This window comes from Streptomyces sp. XD-27, assembly GCF_030553055.1.
Classification (GTDB): Bacteria; Actinomycetota; Actinomycetes; order Streptomycetales; family Streptomycetaceae; genus Streptomyces.
The window spans coordinates 4,007,653-4,023,391 of record NZ_CP130713.1 but is presented as its reverse complement, the minus strand read 5'-3'; the positions used below and the strand labels follow the sequence as shown (position 1 = coordinate 4,023,391).

Genomic DNA, 15,739 nt, shown 5'->3' with positions numbered 1-15,739 from the left:
TGTCCGCGCCCTGTTCCGCGATGTCACGCGGCAGGGCGCTCCGCCGACGGTGTTTCACGTGAAACACCGCGTCCGCGCTACGGCGTCACCCCGCTAAGGCGTCACCGTGCTACGGCGTCACCGTGCTACGGCGTCACCGCGAAGTCCGCCAGGATCGCGCGCGCCAGCTCCTGATCACCCTCGATCTTGACCCGCTCCGCCACGGCCTCCGGCCGTACCCGCCCGCAGGCCAGCCGCAGATACGTCTCCCAGTCCAGCGCGAGCGTCACGGCCGGGCCCAGCGAGACGCTGCCGTCGACCGTCGTCTTGCCCTCGGCGTCCACCCGGACCGTACGCATGAACTCCAGCGGCCCGTTCACGTCGACGACGACCGCCGAGCCCGCGGGCGCGCCCGCCCGCTCGCCGACCACCGACGGCAGCCCCGCGAGCAGCACGTCCCGGGCGATGTGGCCACCCGGCGAGTCCAGGTTGCCGGGCTGCCCCAGGGCCCGGCGCAGATCCTGCTCGTGCACCCACACGTCGAACGCCCGCAGCTTCAGGGCCCGTTCGAGAGGCATCTCCTGGCCGCCCAGCACGGTGCGGATCACCGTGTCCGGCTGCCGCTTCTCGTTCCGCAGCTGCCGGGACCGGCGGATGATCGTGTACTCCAGTTCGGACGTCATCTCCGGCGCGGTGTGGCAGCGCCGCACGTCGACCTGCACCTCCATGTAGCGGGAGAGCTCGTCCTTGACGTGGAACAGATCGCGCGGCAGCGAGTGGATCGGACGCGGATCGCCCAGCATCTCGCACTCCAGGCCGATGACATGGGAGACGATGTCGCGCACCGACCAGCCTGGGCACTCGGTGGCCCGGTTCCACTCGCCCTCGACGAGTGGGGTGACCAACGCGGATATCGCCTCGATGGAGTGGGTCCAGGCGTCGATGGAGGTCTGAAGGCTGGGATGGACGGTCACGGGACCCCTCGGGCGGTTGATACGCGGGCTGGGTGCTGTCTGGCTGTCTGGCGTTTAAGTTACGCTGCGCGGGAGTACCCCGGCAGTGCTTTCGCAACTGATCGTAGGCCCCGATTGACGGCTCGATAGCTGAGAGCGGTGGTAGTGTGCGCGCCTCCTTGATCCAGATCGGTGTGGACCCGGACGAGTCGGTGGAAAACCGCCGGGCGCGGGCGGCCGCGCTCGTCCGTGCACAGGCCGGAGCCGATCTGGTCGTCCTGCCCGAACTGTGGCCGGTGGGCGCGTTCGCGTACGAGTCGTTCGCCACCGAGGCCGAGCCGCTGGACGGCCCGACGGCGAAGGCCATGTCGGCGGCCGCGCGCGACGCCGGGGTGTGGCTGCACGCGGGGTCCATCGTGGAGCGGGCGGCGTCCGCCAGCGGCTCCGCTGAGAGGGAGGGGCCGCTGTTCAACACCTCGCTGCTGTTCTCCCCGGACGGCGAACTGGCCCGTACGTACCGCAAGATCCACCGCTTCGGCTTCGACAAGGGCGAGGCCGTCATGATGGGCGCGGGCGAGGAGATCGCCACCGCCGTCCTCCCGGACACCACGATCGGCCTGGCCACCTGCTACGACCTGCGCTTCCCCGAGCTGTTCCGGCTGCTGGTGGACGCGGGCGCGCAGCTGCTGGTGATCCCGGCGGGCTGGCCCGCCCGGCGGCGCGAGCACTGGACCCTGCTGGCCCGCGCCCGCGCGGTGGAGAACCAGGCGTACGTCCTGGCCTGCGGCACCGCGGGTACGCACGCCGGGGTGGAGCAGGCCGGACACAGCATCGTCGTCGACCCGTGGGGCGAGGTGCTCGCCGAGGCGGGGCCGGACGAGCAGGTGCTCGACGTCGAACTGGACCTGGCGCGGGTGGCCAAGACCCGCGAGGAGTTCCCGGCCCTGAAGGACCGACTCCTGGGCCTGCCCACGCCGCGCCGGTAGGCCACGCGCGGACAGGCCACCTGACGGGCCCCGGCACGGCCCCAGGACGACGGCCTCGGTACGGCCCAGGACGTCCCCGGTACCGCCCCGGTCCGGAAACGCGCGGCGTCCGGGAATGCGCCGCCGCCCCCGTGATGTTTGATATCGGCATGGCAACACGTGCACGCGTCCGCGCTCCCGAGCTGATCGGCAAGGGCGGCTGGCTCAACACCGGCGGCAACGACCTCACCCTCGCCGACCTGCGGGGCCGCATCGTCATCCTCGACTTCTGGACGTTCTGCTGTGTGAACTGCCTGCACGTCCTGGACGAGCTGCGGGAGCTGGAGGAGAAGCACCGCGACACCGTGGTGATCGTGGGCGTGCACTCGCCGAAGTTCGTGCACGAGGCCGAGCACCAGGCCGTGGTCGACGCCGTCGAGCGGTACGAGGTGCACCACCCCGTCCTGGACGACCCGGAGCTGGCGACCTGGAAGCAGTACGCGGTACGGGCCTGGCCGACCCTCGTCGTCATCGATCCCGAGGGGTACGTCGTCGCCCAGCACGCCGGCGAGGGCCACGCGCACGCCATCGCCGCGCTGGTGGAGGAACTGGAGACCGAGCACGCCGCCAAGGGCACCCTGCGGCGCGGCGACGGTCCGTATGTGCCGCCGGAGCCGGTCGCCACCGATCTGCGCTTCCCCGGCAAGGCGCTGCGCCTGCCCGCAGGCACCTACCTGGTGTCCGACACCACGCGGCACCAGCTCGTGGAGCTGGCCGCCGACGGGGAGACAGTGCTGCGCAGGATCGGGCAGGGCGACCGCGGGCTGACGGACGGCGACCCGCGCCGGGCCCGGTTCCAGGAGCCGCAGGGGCTGGCACTGCTGCCGGACGGGACGGTGGCGGTCGCCGACACCGTCAACCACGCCCTGCGCCGCTTCGACCCGGAGACGGGGAGGACCACCACCCTGGCCGGGACGGGCTCCCAGTGGTGGCAGGGCTCGCCGACGTCCGGGCCCGCCCGCGAGGTGGACCTGTCCTCGCCCTGGGACGTCGCGTGGTTCGCGGACCGGCTGTGGATCGCCATGGCGGGCGTCCACCAGCTGTGGACGTACGACCCGGAGACCGGGACCGTCGAGGCGGCCGCCGGCACCACCAACGAGGGCCTGGTCGACGGGCCCGCGGCCGAGGCGTGGTTCGCGCAGCCGTCCGGGCTGGCCGCCACCGCGGACCGGCTGTGGATCGCCGACTCCGAGACCTCGGCGCTGCGGTGGGTCGAGCGCGACCCCGACCGCGCCGACGGCTTCGCGGTCCGCACGGCGGTCGGCACCGGCCTGTTCGACTTCGGGCACCGGGACGGACCGGCCGCCGAGGCGCTGTTCCAGCACCCGCTGGGCGTCACCGCCCTGCCCGACGGCTCCGTCGCCGTCACCGACACGTACAACCACGCGCTGCGCCGCTACGACCCGGCGACCGACGAGGTCAGCACGTTGGCCACGGACCTGCGGGAGCCCTCCGGGGCGGTGCTCGCCGACGGCGACATCGTCGTCGTCGAGTCCGCGCGGCACCGGCTGACCCGGCTGCGGCTGCCCGAGGAGGCGGTCCGGGTCGAGGCGGTGGCCCACCGTACGCAGCGGGCGGCCACCGAGGTCGCACCCGGCGCGCTCCGGCTGGACGTGGTCTTCCAGGCGCCCGCGGGCCAGAAACTCGACACGCGCTACGGACCCTCCACCCGGCTGCTGGTCAGCTCCACCCCGCCCGAACTGCTCGCCGACGGCGCGGGGCCGGGCACGGACCTCAGCCGCGAACTGGTCCTGGCCGACGGCATCACCGAGGGCGTGCTGCACGTCTCCGCGATGGCCGCGTCCTGCGACGACGATCCAGAAAACGAGTACCCGGCGTGCCATGTGCACCAGCAGGACTGGGGCGTTCCGGTGCGGATCGCCGAGGGGGGCGCGGACCGGCTGCCGCTGGTGCTGGCCGGGATGGACGAGGCGACGGCATGACGACGGGCCGTTCCCGGTCAGCCCCTTTCGGGTCCCTGATGTGACCGGGAACGGCCCGTCCGATCCGCTCCGCCTGTAGGGGGGGCAACGGGCGGAAACGGATCCGTATGTGAGGCGGGTCAGAACGTGAGGGCGTCGTTCAGGTCGCTCTGCCAGTACGTGACGCTGGCGGAGTCGTCCACCGTCAGGGCGCGCGGCAGCGACAGCTCCGCGGTGCCGCCGACGCTGCCGCCCTGGCTCGGTCCCGCGAAGGACACCCGCAGCTTGGCGGCCTTGCGCGGGTTGTCGCCCTCGCCGCTCGCCGAGGCGTAGGCGATGCCCGCGTAGGCGGTCCGGCCCGGCGCCAGGGTCGTGACGGCCTGCGGCTTGCTGTCCTCGAAGACGCTCATGGTGGCCTGGTCGCCGTTGAACCCGAGGAACGGGAAGCCGTAGGCGTTGCAGGCGCTCTTCGAGGTGTTGGTGGCCTGGAGCACCAGGTGGTTGACCGGCCGCTTGGCCTCGCTGACCTTGAGCGACACCTGGGCGGTGGTGCAGGTCGCCGTCTTGCCGTCGGCCTCCGGCTGCTTGCTGCCGTCGGAGGCGTTCTGCTCCTTGGCGCCGCCGGTGCCGGCCGTCCCGCCGGAGCCGGTCCCGCCGCTGGAGCCCGTCCCCGCGCCGTCGGACGCCGCCTCGTCCACCTGCTTGCCCGAGGCGGCCGACGTGGTCGACGACCCCGTGCCCGTCGTCTTCACCCCGTCCTCGTCGGAGCCGCAGGCAGTGAGGGTGAGCGTGGCCGCGGCGGCCAGCGCGACGGCACTCCACAGGACGCGGGAGCGGCGGGTGTCGGCGGCGGTGGCATTCATGGCGGATTCCCCCCGGAAGCGAGTGCTGTTCCTCGGTACGGATATGAGCTTCCCCCACGCCGCTGCCGTACCGTTGCCGTCCCGCTAACGTCCCACTAACGGCCTAGCGTCCCCTCGCCCTAACGGCCGTTCTCCTTCTCCTCGTCCTGCGCGAAGAGCTTGACCAGATCGCTCATCACATAGCGGTCGGTGGCCTCTTCGTCGATCAGGTGCATCTCCGCGAGCCGTCCCAGGCCGTCCCGGGTCAGCTCCGGATCCGACCCGGCTATCTCGGCGACCGCGGACACGTCCACCTCCCGGGCGAAGCTGCTGCCCAGGGTGGCCAGCAGCCGCGCGTCGTCCGCCGACAACCGTGCCACGGACGCGCGCAGCGCCGCCGCCACGCCGGTGTCCTCCGCGGACAGCAGCGCGAGCCGGCGGCGTTCGTCGCGCAGCGCCGCCGCCAGCCGGGCCAGCCGCCAGCGGGGGCGGGCGGTGAGCTGCGCCGCCGCGGCCCGCAGCGCAAGCGGCAGACCGTTGCACAACCCGACCAACTCCTGTGCGGCGACGGGGTCTTCGGCGACCCGGTCCGGCCCCAGTACGGCACCCAGCAGCGCCACTCCGTCATCGGGGCCGAGCGCGCGCAGCGGCACCGCACGGGCCGAATCGGTGGCGACCAGCCCGTCCAGCCTGCTGCGGCTGGTCACGAGTGTCACGCAGTGCGGACCGACCGGGAGCAGCGGCCGGACCTGAGCGGAACTGCGGGCGTTGTCCAGTACGACCAGCAGGGCGCGGCGCGCCGACAGCGACCGGTACAGCGCGGCGGCGGCGTCCACCGACTCCGGGATACGGGCCGCCTCGACGCCCAGCGCGAGCAGGAAGTCCCGCAGCACCTGGGCGGGTTCGGCCTCCTGGCCCGCGCTGAAGCCGCGGAGGTCGGCGAAGAGCCGACCGTGCGGGAACGCGCGGGCGTGCGCGTGCGCCCAGCGCACGGCGAGGGCGGTCTTGCCGACGCCGGCGGGGCCGGTGACCAGGACGACGGCGCTGTCGGTGACGGCCCCGGGCAGCGCGAACCGCGTCAATCGCTCCAGTTCCGCCCCTCGCCCGAAGAACCCGGCGGGCGCCCGCGGCAGCATCTGCGCCCCGACCTCGACCTCGTGCTCCGCGGTGGCTTGCGCGCCGACGTCGACCCGGTGCTCCGCCGTGGTTTGTGTGCCGAAGTCGCCCCGGTGCTCGGCCGCGGCCTGCGCGCCGATGTCGGGCCCATGGGCCCGACCCCGGTGGCCATCTGCCCCGTGCGGGCCCGGTCCGGTCCCCCCGCCTGCCCCGGCAGCACCAGCGGCACCCGGACCACCGGCAACACCGGCGCCCGCCGCGTCCGCGGCCGCCGCGTGCGCGCCCCGGACCGCGGCGCGGGCGCCGGCGCCGTCAGCCGTACCCGGCCGGGGACCGGTACGGGCGCGCGGCACGGCCGCGCCTCGCCGCCCGACCCGGTCGCCCGCCAGGATGTGCTCGTACGCGTCGCGCAGGCGCTCGCCCGGGTCGACGCCCAGTTCGTCGGCGAGCATCCGGCGCGTGCGGTGGTACCACTCGATCGCGTCGGACTGCCGCCCCGCCCGGTACAGCGCGAGCATCAGCGCCGCGACCAGGCCCTCGCGCAGCGGGTGCGCGACGGCCTGCGGGGACAGCGCCGCCGCCGCGCGGTCGTGTTCGCCCAGGGTTCCGTACGCGGTCGCCAGCGCGGTGACGGCCGCGAGCCGCCGCTCCTCCAGCGCGTGCGCCGCGGCGGCGAACGGCGGGGTGGAGACGGTGCCGGTCAGCGCCGGGCCGCGCCACAGGGACAGCGCCTCGCGCAGCAGCCCGACCGCGTCCTCGGGGGCGGTCTCGGGGCGGGCCAGCGCCGCCAGTTCACCGAACCGGTGCGCGTCCACCAGCGATTCGGGCAGCCGCAGCAGATACGCCGAGCCGTGCGTGGTCAGTTCGACGCCGTACTCCGCCGCGCCGCCCTCGGAGAGGGCGGCGCGCAGCTTGGACACATGCCCCTGGATGACCGTGCGGGCGTGCGCGGGCGGCTCGTCCTCCCACAGGGAGGCGGTCAACTGCTCGACGGAGAGCGTCGTGTTGGGCTGCAGCAGCAGCATGGCCAGGACGCTGCGCCGCTTGGGCGGGCCCAGCGGCAGCTCTCCCCGCCCGGTGGCGACGGTGACCGGGCCCAGCAGTGCGAACTCCACATCAACCCTCCAGGAAGGAGGCCAGCGCGGTGGCGAGCAGGTGCGGGTCTTCCGCGCCGCACAGCTCGCGGGCGGAGTGCATGGACAGGATCGCGGCACCGATGTCGACGGTGGCGATGCCGTGCCGGGCGGCGGTGATCGGTCCGATGGTCGTGCCGCAGGGCATGGCGTTGTTCGAGACGAAGGTCTGCCACGGCACCCCGGCGCGCTCGCAGGCGGCGGCGAACACCGCGCGCCCCGCACCGTCGGTGGCGTACCGCTGGTTGACGTTGACCTTGAGGATCGGGCCGGCGTTGGGCAGCGGATGGTGGCCGGGCTCGTGCCGTTCCGCGTAGTTGGGGTGGACGGCGTGGCCGGTGTCGGAGGAGAGGCAGACGGTCCCGGCGAACGCGCGCGCCCGGTCCTCGTACGCGCCGCCGCGGGCGAACACCGAGCGCTCCAGCACGTTGCCGAGCAGCGGCCCGTCGGCGCCGGTGTCGGACTGGCTGCCGTTCTCCTCGTGGTCGAAGGCGGCGAGGACGGGGATGAACGGCAGGCTGTCGCGGGCGGAGACGGCGGCCAGCGCCGCCGTACCGGCGTGTACGGACAGCAGGTTGTCCATCCGGGGCCCGGCGACCAGCTCGCGGTCCCGGCCCAGGTACGCGGGCGGCTCGACGCTGTGCACCATCAGGTCCCAGCCGGTGACGTCCGCGGCGTCCAGCCCGCTCTCCTCGGCGAGGAAGCGGATCAGGTCGCCCTCGTCCGGCTCGCCCAGGCCCCAGATGGGCGTCATGTGGCGCTGCTTGTCGAGCTTGAGGCCCTCGGCGGTGACGGACCGGTCGAGGTGGATGGCGAGCTGCGGCACGCGCAGCAGCGGGCGGTCGACGGAGACCAGGCGGCTGCCGCCGTCACGCAGCGAGAGGCGGCCGGACAGGCCCAGGTCGCGGTCGAGCCAGGTGTTCAGCAGCGGGCCGCCGTACACCTCGACGGCGATCTGCCGCCAGCCGTGCGCGGCGGTGTCGGGAATCGGCTTGACGCGCAGATTGGGAGAGTCGGTGTGAGCACCGACAATCCGGTACGGAGTGGACGGGGTCGCGCCCTCGGGCACGTACCAGGCGATGATCGCCCCGCCCCGCAGGACGTACCGGCCGCCCGTGCCGCCGTCCCATTCGTCGGTCTCCTCGACCTGCCGGAAACCGGCCTTCTCCAGCCGCGCCGCGGCGTTGGCCACGGCGTGGTACGGGGACGGACTGGCGGCGAGGAAGGAGAGCAGGTCGTCGGTGTGGCCGCGGTCGAAGCGGTACGGAGAGCTCATAGCTTTCAGGATAAGGAGCGGCCGTCCTTCCGGCCCTGATGCGCGGGCCCCGCTTACGCGGCCGGGGCCGCCTCCTGGGTGAGGAGGCGGCCCCGGCGCGGTGGTCGCGCGGACGGCGGTGACTAGAACGCGGCCTCGTCCAGCTCCATCAGGGACTGGTCGACGGACTCGGCCAGCGTGCGCTGCACCGAGAGGCCCGGCAGGATCTCCTTGGCGAAGAACTTCGCCGCCGCGATCTTGCCCGCGTAGAACGCCTTGTCCTTGGCGGAGGCGTCGGCGAGCTTCTCGGCGGCGATCGCGGCGCCCTTGAGGAGCAGGTAGGCGACGACCACGTCACCGGAGGCCAGCAGCAGGCGGGTGGTGTTCAGGCCGACCTTGTAGATGGACTTGACGTCCTTCTCGGTGGCGGCGAGGTCGGTCAGCATGGCGCCGACGATCGCTTCCAGGTCGACCGCGCCACGGGCCAGCGCGTCGCGGGCGTCGGCCAGCTCCTCGCCGCCGTGTGCCTCGGCCAGGAACTTCTTGATCTCCTCGGACAGGATGGTCAGCGCCTGGCCCTGGTCGCGGACGATCTTCCGGAAGAAGAAGTCCTGGCCCTGGATGGCGGTGGTGCCCTCGTAAAGGGTGTCGATCTTGGCGTCCCGGATGTACTGCTCGACCGGGTACTCCTGGAGGTAGCCGGAGCCGCCGAAGGTCTGCAGCGACTGGGCCAGCTGCTCGTACGCCTTCTCCGAGCCGTAGCCCTTGACGATGGGCAGCAGCAGGTCGTTGAGGCCCTCCAGCGCCTTGGCGTCCTCGCCCGCGGCCTCCTTGACGGCGATCGCGTCCTGGACCGAGGCGGTGTACAGCACCAGGGCGCGCATGCCCTCCGCGTACGCCTTCTGCGTCATCAGGGAGCGGCGCACGTCCGGGTGGTGGGTGATGGTGACCTTGGGCGCGGTCTTGTCCATGAACTGCGACAGGTCGGAGCCCTGGACGCGCTCCTTGGCGTACTCGAGGGCGTTGAGGTAGCCCGTCGACAGGGTGGAGATCGCCTTCGTGCCGACCATCATGCGGGCGAACTCGATGATGCGGAACATCTGGCGGATGCCGTCGTGCTTGTCGCCGATCAGCCAGCCCTTGGCGGGGTGCTTGTCGCCGAAGGTCATCTCGCAGGTGTTGGACGCCTTGAGGCCCATCTTGTGCTCGACGTTGGTGGCGTAGACGCCGTTGCGCTCGCCCAGCTCGCCGGTCTCCCAGTCGAAGTGGAACTTCGGCACCAGGAAGAGGGAGAGACCCTTGGTGCCCGGGCCGTGGCCCTCGGGACGGGCCAGCACGTAGTGGAGGATGTTCTCCGACATGTCGTGCTCACCCGAGGTGATGAAGCGCTTCACGCCCTCGATGTGCCAGGAGCCGTCCTCCTGCTGGATGGCCTTGGTGCGGCCTGCGCCCACGTCCGAGCCGGCGTCCGGCTCGGTGAGGACCATGGTGGAGCCCCACTGCTTCTCGACGGCGACCTGGGCGATCTTCTTCTGCGCGTCGTTGCCCTCCTCGAAGAGGATGCCGGCGAACGCCGGGCCCGAGGAGTACATCCAGATCGCCGGGTTGGAGCCGAGCAGCAGCTCCGCGTAGGCCCAGATCAGGGAGCGCGGCGAGGTGGTGCCGCCGATCTCCTCGGGCAGGCCCAGACGCCAGTACTCGGAGTCCATGAAGGCCTGGTAGCTCTTCTTGAACGAGGCCGGGATCGGGGCGGTGTTGGTCTCCGGGTCGAAGACCGGCGGGTTGCGGTCGGCGTCGGCGTAGGACTCGGCGAGGTCGTTCTCCGCGAGGCGGGCGATCTCCTCAAGGATGCTCTTGGCGGTCTCGACGTCCATCTCGGCGAACGGGCCGGTGCCGTACAGCTTGTCGCGGCCGAGCACCTCGAAGAGGTTGAACTCGATGTCGCGGAGATTCGACTTGTAGTGCCCCATGGCGACGGCTCCGTAAGGCTCGGGAGGAGGGACCTCTTAGACAATCCAATCGGTAATCACCATGATGCTACCCGTGGGTAATAAGAGGCAACCCTCAACCGGTGAACTGTGACCGAGCTTGCGTTGAGATCCTGGACAATGTATATCTATGCGCCCAGGCTGCATGGATATGCGGCTCCGGTATGGGTTCCGTGTGTACCCCGAGCCTGCCCAGCGCCGTGCGCTGGCCCAGGCGTTCGGGTGCGCCCGCGTGTTCTTCAACGACGGGCTGGGACCTGCACACCGCCTACCGGAACTTCTTCGCCTCCGTGACGGGAAAGCGCAAGGGACCGAAGATCGCTCCGCCCCGGTTCAAGTCCCGTAAGGACCGGCGGCAGTCGATCCGGCTCACCGCCAACGGCTTCAGCCTGCGCGGCAACGGACGGTTGTATGTGGCCAAGGTCGGAGACCTGCGCGTGCGCTGGTCTCGCATGTTGCCAGCGACGCCCACGAGCGTCACGATCACGAGGGATGCCGCTGACCGGTACTGGGCGTCGTTCGTCGTCGACAGCGAGCCCGAGATCCTTCCCGAGGTGGGGACCGATACCGGGATAGATCTCGGCAGTACAAGGCTGCCAAGCACGGCCGGACCTTCGCCAAGGTGGACCGGGCGTTGCCGTCCTCCCAGGTGTGCTCGGCCTGCGGGCACCGGGACGGTCCCAAGCCCCTCCGCGTGCGCCGGTGGGCGTGTGGCGAGTGCGGTACCGAGCATGACCGCGATCACAACGCAGCACGCAACGTCCTCTTCGAAGGACGTCGCATCGTCGCCGCCGGACGGGCGGAGACGCTAAACGCCTCGCAGAGCGCGGGTATGACCAGGGCGAGAGTCCCGGCACAGCGCGTTGAAGCAGGAAGTCACCGAGGCGGTCAGCCGATCGTGGCAGGAATCCCTGGCCTTTAGACCAGGGAGCACGTCAATCAGTACGCTTCTGGGCATGTACGGCTACGACCAGAACGCGGGCGCGGGACAGGGTTACGCGGCTCCGCCGCCACCGCCGCAGCAGCCGCAGACGCCGGGCGGCGGCTACGGTGAGCAGCCGCTGTACCCCGAACCGTCGCCGCCCTCGCTGGCCGACGCGGTGCGCGCCTTCACCACCGGCTCGATGGCGGCCGAGGACTTCCAGCAGATCTTCGCGACCTCCAAGGTCTACTGCCCGCGCGGGGAGAACCCGGGCTTCCTGGCGCTGCACAACACCCAGCAGCCGGTGATCCCGATGTTCACCTCGCTCAAGGAGCTGCGGTCCTACGCGGGCAAGGAGTCGAAGTACTTCGTGATCACCGGCGCCGAGGTGATCGACCTGCTGCCCACCGGGTACGGCTTCGTCCTGGACATGGAGGGCGACCACCGGATGGTCTTCGACGCGAAGGCCGTGGAGCAGATGGTCGAGTTCGTGATGCGCCGGATGTACGGATAGCGGTCGCCGTACGGGTAGTGGTCGCCCGTACGGGGCGTGGTCGTCGTACGGAGAGCGGTCAGCCGGCGCGGTCGCCGGTGCGGCCGATGCCGTCGAGTACGGCGGTGACCAGGTCGTCGACGGCCTCCGGGCCGAGTGGCGGTGCCGTCGGCGTTCCGGCTCCCTGGAACAGCAGCGACAGGACCGTCTCGTGGCAGACGCCGACGATCATCGCCGCCGCCGACTCCACTCGGGCGCCGGGGGCGAGCCGCCCCAGGTCGCGTTCCGCGCGCAGGTAGCCGGTCAGTCGGTCGCGCCAGTCGCCGCCGGGCTCGGCCAGGCCGGCGAAACCGGCGAGCACCTTGGGATGAGCCAGCAGTCCGGCGAAGGCGGGCAGGATGCCCCGGTGCAGGGCGAGGCCGTAGCCGATGTGCGCGCGCAGGTTGGCCTCGACGGTGCCGCTGCCGGGCTCGGGCAGGCCGCCGAGGCCCGCCTCCACGGTCCGCACGTGGGCGCGCAGCGCGTGAGCCAGCAGTTCTTCCTTGTCGGCGAAGTGGTTGTACAGCACTCCGTCGGCGACCCCGGCCTCGCGGGCGATCGCGCGCACCGTCAGCCCGAGGCCCCCGCGCTCGGCGATCAGGCGCTCGGCGGTGGCGATCAGGTGGTGTCGCAGGTCGTGGTCGCCGCCGCTGTAGCGCAGCACCGCGGCTTTTCTGGGGGACATCACCCCGCATCGTAGTGGCGTGGCTGCTCACCGCCCGTCGGGCGCCCGGCCGTGACCAGCCACGCCGTGCCGCGCGTCCGGACGGCGTCGGGGTGGGCGTAGGGCCGCAGGGCGTCGGCGAGCGCCTGCCGGGCCCGGGCCGCGGCGTCCGGCCCGGCCTGCCGCAGGTGGTGGGCGACCGGTCCCCAGTCGCCGAGGAACGCGGCCGCGTCCGCCACGTCCCGCCCCCAGATCTGGTCGGCTTCGACGCGGGTGCACCGGACGTCCGCGAAACCGGCGGCGGCGAGGACGGTGCGGACGCGGGCGGGGTCCGCGAACGAGGTCGGGCCGGTGCCGTCCGGTCCGGTGGGCCGCGGCACGTGGGCGCTCATCGCGTCCAGGACGGTCCCCAGGTCGGTGCCGTCGAGTGCCGTCAGGCACAGGAACGCCAGCCGCCCGCCGGGGCGCAGCGCGCGGGCGACGTTGGTGAACGCGGCCACGGGATCGGCGAAGAACATCACCCCGAACCGGCTGACGGCCGCGTCGAACCCGCCGTCCGGGAAGGCGCGGACCTGGACGTCGTCCTGCGCGAAGGCCACGTTGGGCACGCCCTCCTCGGCCGCGCGGGCCCGCGCCGTGGCGAGCATGGGAGCCGACAGGTCGACCCCGAGGGCCTGCCCGAGCGGGGCGCGGCGGGCGGCCAGCCGGGTCAGCTGGCCGTTTCCGCAGCCGATGTCGAGCACCCGGTCCCGCTCGCCGAGGGCGGCGGCGTCGAGCAGGACGTCGTTGAATCCGCTGTTCACGGCGTCGTAGCGGTCGTCGTGGGCGGCCCAGTGCTCGCCCTCGTATCCGTTCCATGCCTCGGCCTGCTGGGTGTTGACGATGCGGCTCATCGAACCCTTCCTCTCCGGTCGCACGGTAATGAACATGCGTTCATGAACATGCGTTCATGAACGCATGTTCATCATGCGCGCCGACGGCGCGGTCCGTCAAGGGTGAGTGGCGGAATAAGGCCCTCTTGCGGGTGGTTCACCGTTCAACTAAGTTGAATCCTGAACGACCGAGGAGGCCGTCATGCCAGCAGTGACCATTGACAATCCGCTGACGCTGCCCCGCGTCGCGGCGCCCGAGGGGGCCCGGCAGCGCCCGGTGCTGGGGGTCGCCACCGCTCCCGGCGGCTTCGAAGGCGAGGGCTTTCCGGTGCGGCGGGCGTTCGCCGGAATCGACTACCAGCACCTCGACCCGTTCATCATGATGGATCAGATGGGCGAGGTGGAGTACGCGCCGGGCGAGGCCAAGGGCACCCCGTGGCACCCGCATCGCGGGTTCGAGACCGTCACGTACCTCATCGACGGCACCTTCGTGCACCGCGACTCGCACGGGGGCGGCGGCACGATCAACGGCGGCGACACCCAGTGGATGACCGCGGGCTCCGGACTGCTGCACATCGAGGCGCCGCCGGAGTCCCTGGTGGTCAGCGGCGGGCTCTTCCACGGCCTCCAGCTGTGGGTGAACCTGCCGAAGAAGGACAAGATGATGCCGCCGCGCTACCAGGACATCGGCGGCGGCCGGGTCAAGCTGCTGACGTCGGCCGACGGCGGCGCGCTGCTGCGGCTGATCGCGGGTGAGATCGACGGCCACCGGGGACCGGGCGTCACGCACACGCCGATCACGATGCTGCACGTGTCCGTGAACCCCGGCGCGGAAGTGACGCTCCCGTGGCGCGCGGACTTCAACGGCCTGGCGTACGCGCTGGCCGGCCGGGGCACCGCGGGCGCGGAGGGGCGGCCCTTCCGGACGGGTCAGACGGTGGTCTTCGGAGCGGGCGACGCGCTGACCGTACGGGCCGACGAGGGCCAGGAGTCGCGCAGCCCGAACTTCGAGGTCGTGCTGCTCGGCGGGCGGCCGATCCGCGAGCCGATGATGCACTACGGACCGTTCGTCATGAACACGCATGCCGAGCTGGCGCAGGCCTTCGAGGACTTCCAGGCCGGGCGCCTCGGCACGATCCCCGCCGACGCGGAGTAACCGGCCGGGGCCACCCCAAGGCTCACCGGCCGGGGCCACCCCAAGGCCCGCCCGGCGACACCCCAAGGCTCACCGGCCGGGGCCACCCCAAGGCCCGCCCGGCGACACCCCAAGGCTCACCGCCCGGGGCGCCCCCAGACAGTCGGCTGACGGAGAGTCACCCCGTCGGGGGCGCCGGGCGCGCAGGCCCGGTGGGCGCGTGGTGGGGTGAGCTGTGTGGGCACCGATCAGACCGGCACCGATCAGACGGGCGCCGACCAGACGCCGAACCGTCGGCTCCTGCCGGACGGGGCCCGCCGGCTGGCGGCCTGGTGCGTCGTGGTGCTGCTCGTCGCCGGTGTCGGCGGCGTCGGGGTCTGGCTCTGCGCGCAGGTGAAGGCGGCCGTGACGCCCGTCCTGCTCGCCCTGCTGGGCACCGCGCTGCTCGGCCCGCTGCACCGGCGGCTGGTGCGGATGCGCGTGCACCGCTCGCTGGCCGCCGGGCTGACCTGCCTCGCCCTGGTCGCCGTCGTCGGCGGCGCCGGATACATCGTGGTCACCGCGCTGATCGACACCGGCGACGAGATCCTCGCCGCGATCAAGGACGCGGCGCGGAAGCTGTCCGACCACTTCGGTACGGCGGGCAGCTCCGTCGACGACATCGCCTCCAACGTCAAGGAGCTGGGCAGCAGGTTCGGCGGGACGGCGGCCCTGGGCGTGTTGCAGGGCATCAGCATCCTCGGCGAGATGATCGCCATCTCGGTGCTGGCGCTGTTCCTGACCTTCTTCTTCCTGCGCGACTCGTACAAGGCGGCCGCCGTGCTCCACTCCCTCGCCCCGACCGGGCGCGGCCACCACCTGGAGGCCATGGGCCGCCGCGCCTTCGCGGCCGTCGAGGGCTTCATGCGCGGTACGACGATCATCGCGCTCATCGACGCCGTGCTCATCGGGATCGGGCTGCTGGTCCTGGGCGTGCCGGGCGCGGCGGGGCTGGCCGCGCTCGTCTTCGTCGGCGCGTACATCCCGTACCTGGGAGCGTTCCTCTCCGGGACCGTCGCGGTGCTCGTGGCGCTGGCCGACGGCGGTCTCGACATCGCCGCGTGGACGCTGGGGGTGGTGCTGGCGGTGCAGGTGATCGAGGGGCATGTGCTCCAGCCGGTGGTGCAGAGCCGGACGGTGCAGATGCACCCCGCGCTCGTCATGATCACGATCACCGCCGGTGCCAGTGTCGCCGGCATCCTCGGCATGCTGCTGGCCGTCCCGCTGGCCGCGGCGGCCTTCGGGGTGCTGTCCGAGCTGCGCTCGATGTACGAGGCGAGTGCTGCGGGCCAGGGTGCCCCGGCTGACGACGGCCCCGGCTGACGACGGCCCCGGGCTGGCCCCGGCCCCGGGCTGGCCCCG

At 72.3% G+C, this 15,739-nt stretch carries 12 protein-coding genes and 1 pseudogene; 6 read left to right on the top strand and 7 right to left on the bottom strand.

Annotation, left to right across the window (positions count from 1 at the left end):
• Positions 1 to 125: 125 nt before the first annotated feature.
• Complete coding sequence (locus Q3Y56_RS17295; RefSeq protein ID WP_304462813.1) at positions 126 to 953, bottom strand: maleylpyruvate isomerase family mycothiol-dependent enzyme; 828 nt, start codon at positions 951 to 953, stop codon at positions 126 to 128.
• 146 nt (positions 954 to 1,099) lie between these two features.
• Between Q3Y56_RS17295 and Q3Y56_RS17290 the strand changes: the two genes are divergently transcribed.
• Positions 1,100 to 1,918 (top strand): carbon-nitrogen family hydrolase, encoded by an 819-nt coding sequence (locus Q3Y56_RS17290; protein WP_304462812.1) that lies wholly within the window; start codon positions 1,100 to 1,102, stop codon positions 1,916 to 1,918.
• A gap of 149 nt (positions 1,919 to 2,067) precedes the next feature.
• Complete coding sequence (locus Q3Y56_RS17285; RefSeq protein WP_304462811.1) at positions 2,068 to 3,900, top strand: NHL domain-containing thioredoxin family protein; 1,833 nt, start codon at positions 2,068 to 2,070, stop codon at positions 3,898 to 3,900.
• 119 nt (positions 3,901 to 4,019) lie between these two features.
• Here Q3Y56_RS17285 and Q3Y56_RS17280 read toward each other — a convergent pair whose 3' ends face one another.
• The 4 genes from Q3Y56_RS17280 to Q3Y56_RS17265 form a co-directional block, all read right to left on the bottom strand.
• On the bottom strand, positions 4,020 to 4,742 hold the full coding sequence (locus Q3Y56_RS17280; RefSeq protein WP_304462810.1) for a DUF4232 domain-containing protein: 723 nt from the start codon (positions 4,740 to 4,742) through the stop codon (positions 4,020 to 4,022).
• Positions 4,743 to 4,861: 119 nt separating this feature from the next.
• A complete protein-coding gene (locus Q3Y56_RS17275; protein WP_304462809.1) occupies positions 4,862 to 6,952 on the bottom strand; it encodes a BTAD domain-containing putative transcriptional regulator in 2,091 nt (696 codons plus the stop codon).
• A 1-nt stretch (position 6,953) separates the two neighbouring features.
• Positions 6,954 to 8,246 (bottom strand): M18 family aminopeptidase, encoded by a 1,293-nt coding sequence (locus Q3Y56_RS17270; protein WP_304462808.1) that lies wholly within the window; start codon positions 8,244 to 8,246, stop codon positions 6,954 to 6,956.
• Positions 8,247 to 8,368: 122 nt separating this feature from the next.
• On the bottom strand, positions 8,369 to 10,195 hold the full coding sequence (locus tag Q3Y56_RS17265; RefSeq protein WP_304462807.1) for an acyl-CoA dehydrogenase: 1,827 nt from the start codon (positions 10,193 to 10,195) through the stop codon (positions 8,369 to 8,371).
• A 169-nt stretch (positions 10,196 to 10,364) separates the two neighbouring features.
• Between Q3Y56_RS17265 and Q3Y56_RS17260 the strand changes: the two are divergent.
• Both Q3Y56_RS17260 and Q3Y56_RS17255 read left to right on the top strand, forming a co-directional pair.
• Positions 10,365 to 11,135 (top strand): annotated as a pseudogene (locus Q3Y56_RS17260) (RNA-guided endonuclease InsQ/TnpB family protein).
• Positions 11,136 to 11,169: 34 nt separating this feature from the next.
• Positions 11,170 to 11,649: an SseB family protein gene (locus tag Q3Y56_RS17255; protein ID WP_304462806.1), complete on the top strand. Its 480-nt coding sequence runs from the start codon at positions 11,170 to 11,172 to the stop codon at positions 11,647 to 11,649.
• A gap of 58 nt (positions 11,650 to 11,707) precedes the next feature.
• Here Q3Y56_RS17255 and Q3Y56_RS17250 read toward each other — a convergent pair whose 3' ends face one another.
• Together Q3Y56_RS17250 and Q3Y56_RS17245 are read right to left on the bottom strand one after the other, a co-directional pair.
• A complete protein-coding gene (locus Q3Y56_RS17250) occupies positions 11,708 to 12,352 on the bottom strand; it encodes a TetR/AcrR family transcriptional regulator (RefSeq protein WP_304462805.1) in 645 nt (214 codons plus the stop codon).
• A complete protein-coding gene (locus tag Q3Y56_RS17245; RefSeq protein ID WP_304462804.1) occupies positions 12,352 to 13,224 on the bottom strand; it encodes a class I SAM-dependent methyltransferase in 873 nt (290 codons plus the stop codon). The genes Q3Y56_RS17250 and Q3Y56_RS17245 overlap by 1 nt, the downstream gene beginning before the upstream one ends.
• Positions 13,225 to 13,405: 181 nt before the next feature.
• Here Q3Y56_RS17245 and Q3Y56_RS17240 point away from each other — a divergent pair, with 181 nt between their 5' ends.
• Together Q3Y56_RS17240 and Q3Y56_RS17235 are read left to right on the top strand one after the other, a co-directional pair.
• Positions 13,406 to 14,359, top strand: a complete 954-nt coding sequence (locus Q3Y56_RS17240; RefSeq protein ID WP_304462803.1) for a pirin family protein — start codon at positions 13,406 to 13,408, stop codon at positions 14,357 to 14,359.
• Between the two features lie 216 nt (positions 14,360 to 14,575).
• Positions 14,576 to 15,700, top strand: coding sequence for an AI-2E family transporter (locus Q3Y56_RS17235; protein ID WP_304462802.1), 1,125 nt, complete (start codon positions 14,576 to 14,578; stop codon positions 15,698 to 15,700).
• The last annotated feature ends 39 nt before the right edge of the window (positions 15,701 to 15,739 follow it).

Bases quoted from the DNA above. Each gene is read 5' to 3' on its own strand.
- Q3Y56_RS17240 (WP_304462803.1), top strand. From the start codon at position 13,406: ATGCCAGCAGTGACCATTGACAATCCGCTGACGCTGCCCCGCGTCGCG.
- Q3Y56_RS17245 (WP_304462804.1), bottom strand. From the start codon at position 13,224: ATGAGCCGCATCGTCAACACCCAGCAGGCCGAGGCATGGAACGGATAC.
- Q3Y56_RS17270 (WP_304462808.1), bottom strand. From the start codon at position 8,246: ATGAGCTCTCCGTACCGCTTCGACCGCGGCCACACCGACGACCTGCTC.
- Q3Y56_RS17280 (WP_304462810.1), bottom strand. From the start codon at position 4,742: ATGAATGCCACCGCCGCCGACACCCGCCGCTCCCGCGTCCTGTGGAGT.
- Q3Y56_RS17285 (WP_304462811.1), top strand. From the start codon at position 2,068: ATGGCAACACGTGCACGCGTCCGCGCTCCCGAGCTGATCGGCAAGGGC.
- Q3Y56_RS17265 (WP_304462807.1), bottom strand. From the start codon at position 10,195: ATGGGGCACTACAAGTCGAATCTCCGCGACATCGAGTTCAACCTCTTC.
- Q3Y56_RS17250 (WP_304462805.1), bottom strand. From the start codon at position 12,352: ATGTCCCCCAGAAAAGCCGCGGTGCTGCGCTACAGCGGCGGCGACCAC.
- Q3Y56_RS17255 (WP_304462806.1), top strand. From the start codon at position 11,170: ATGTACGGCTACGACCAGAACGCGGGCGCGGGACAGGGTTACGCGGCT.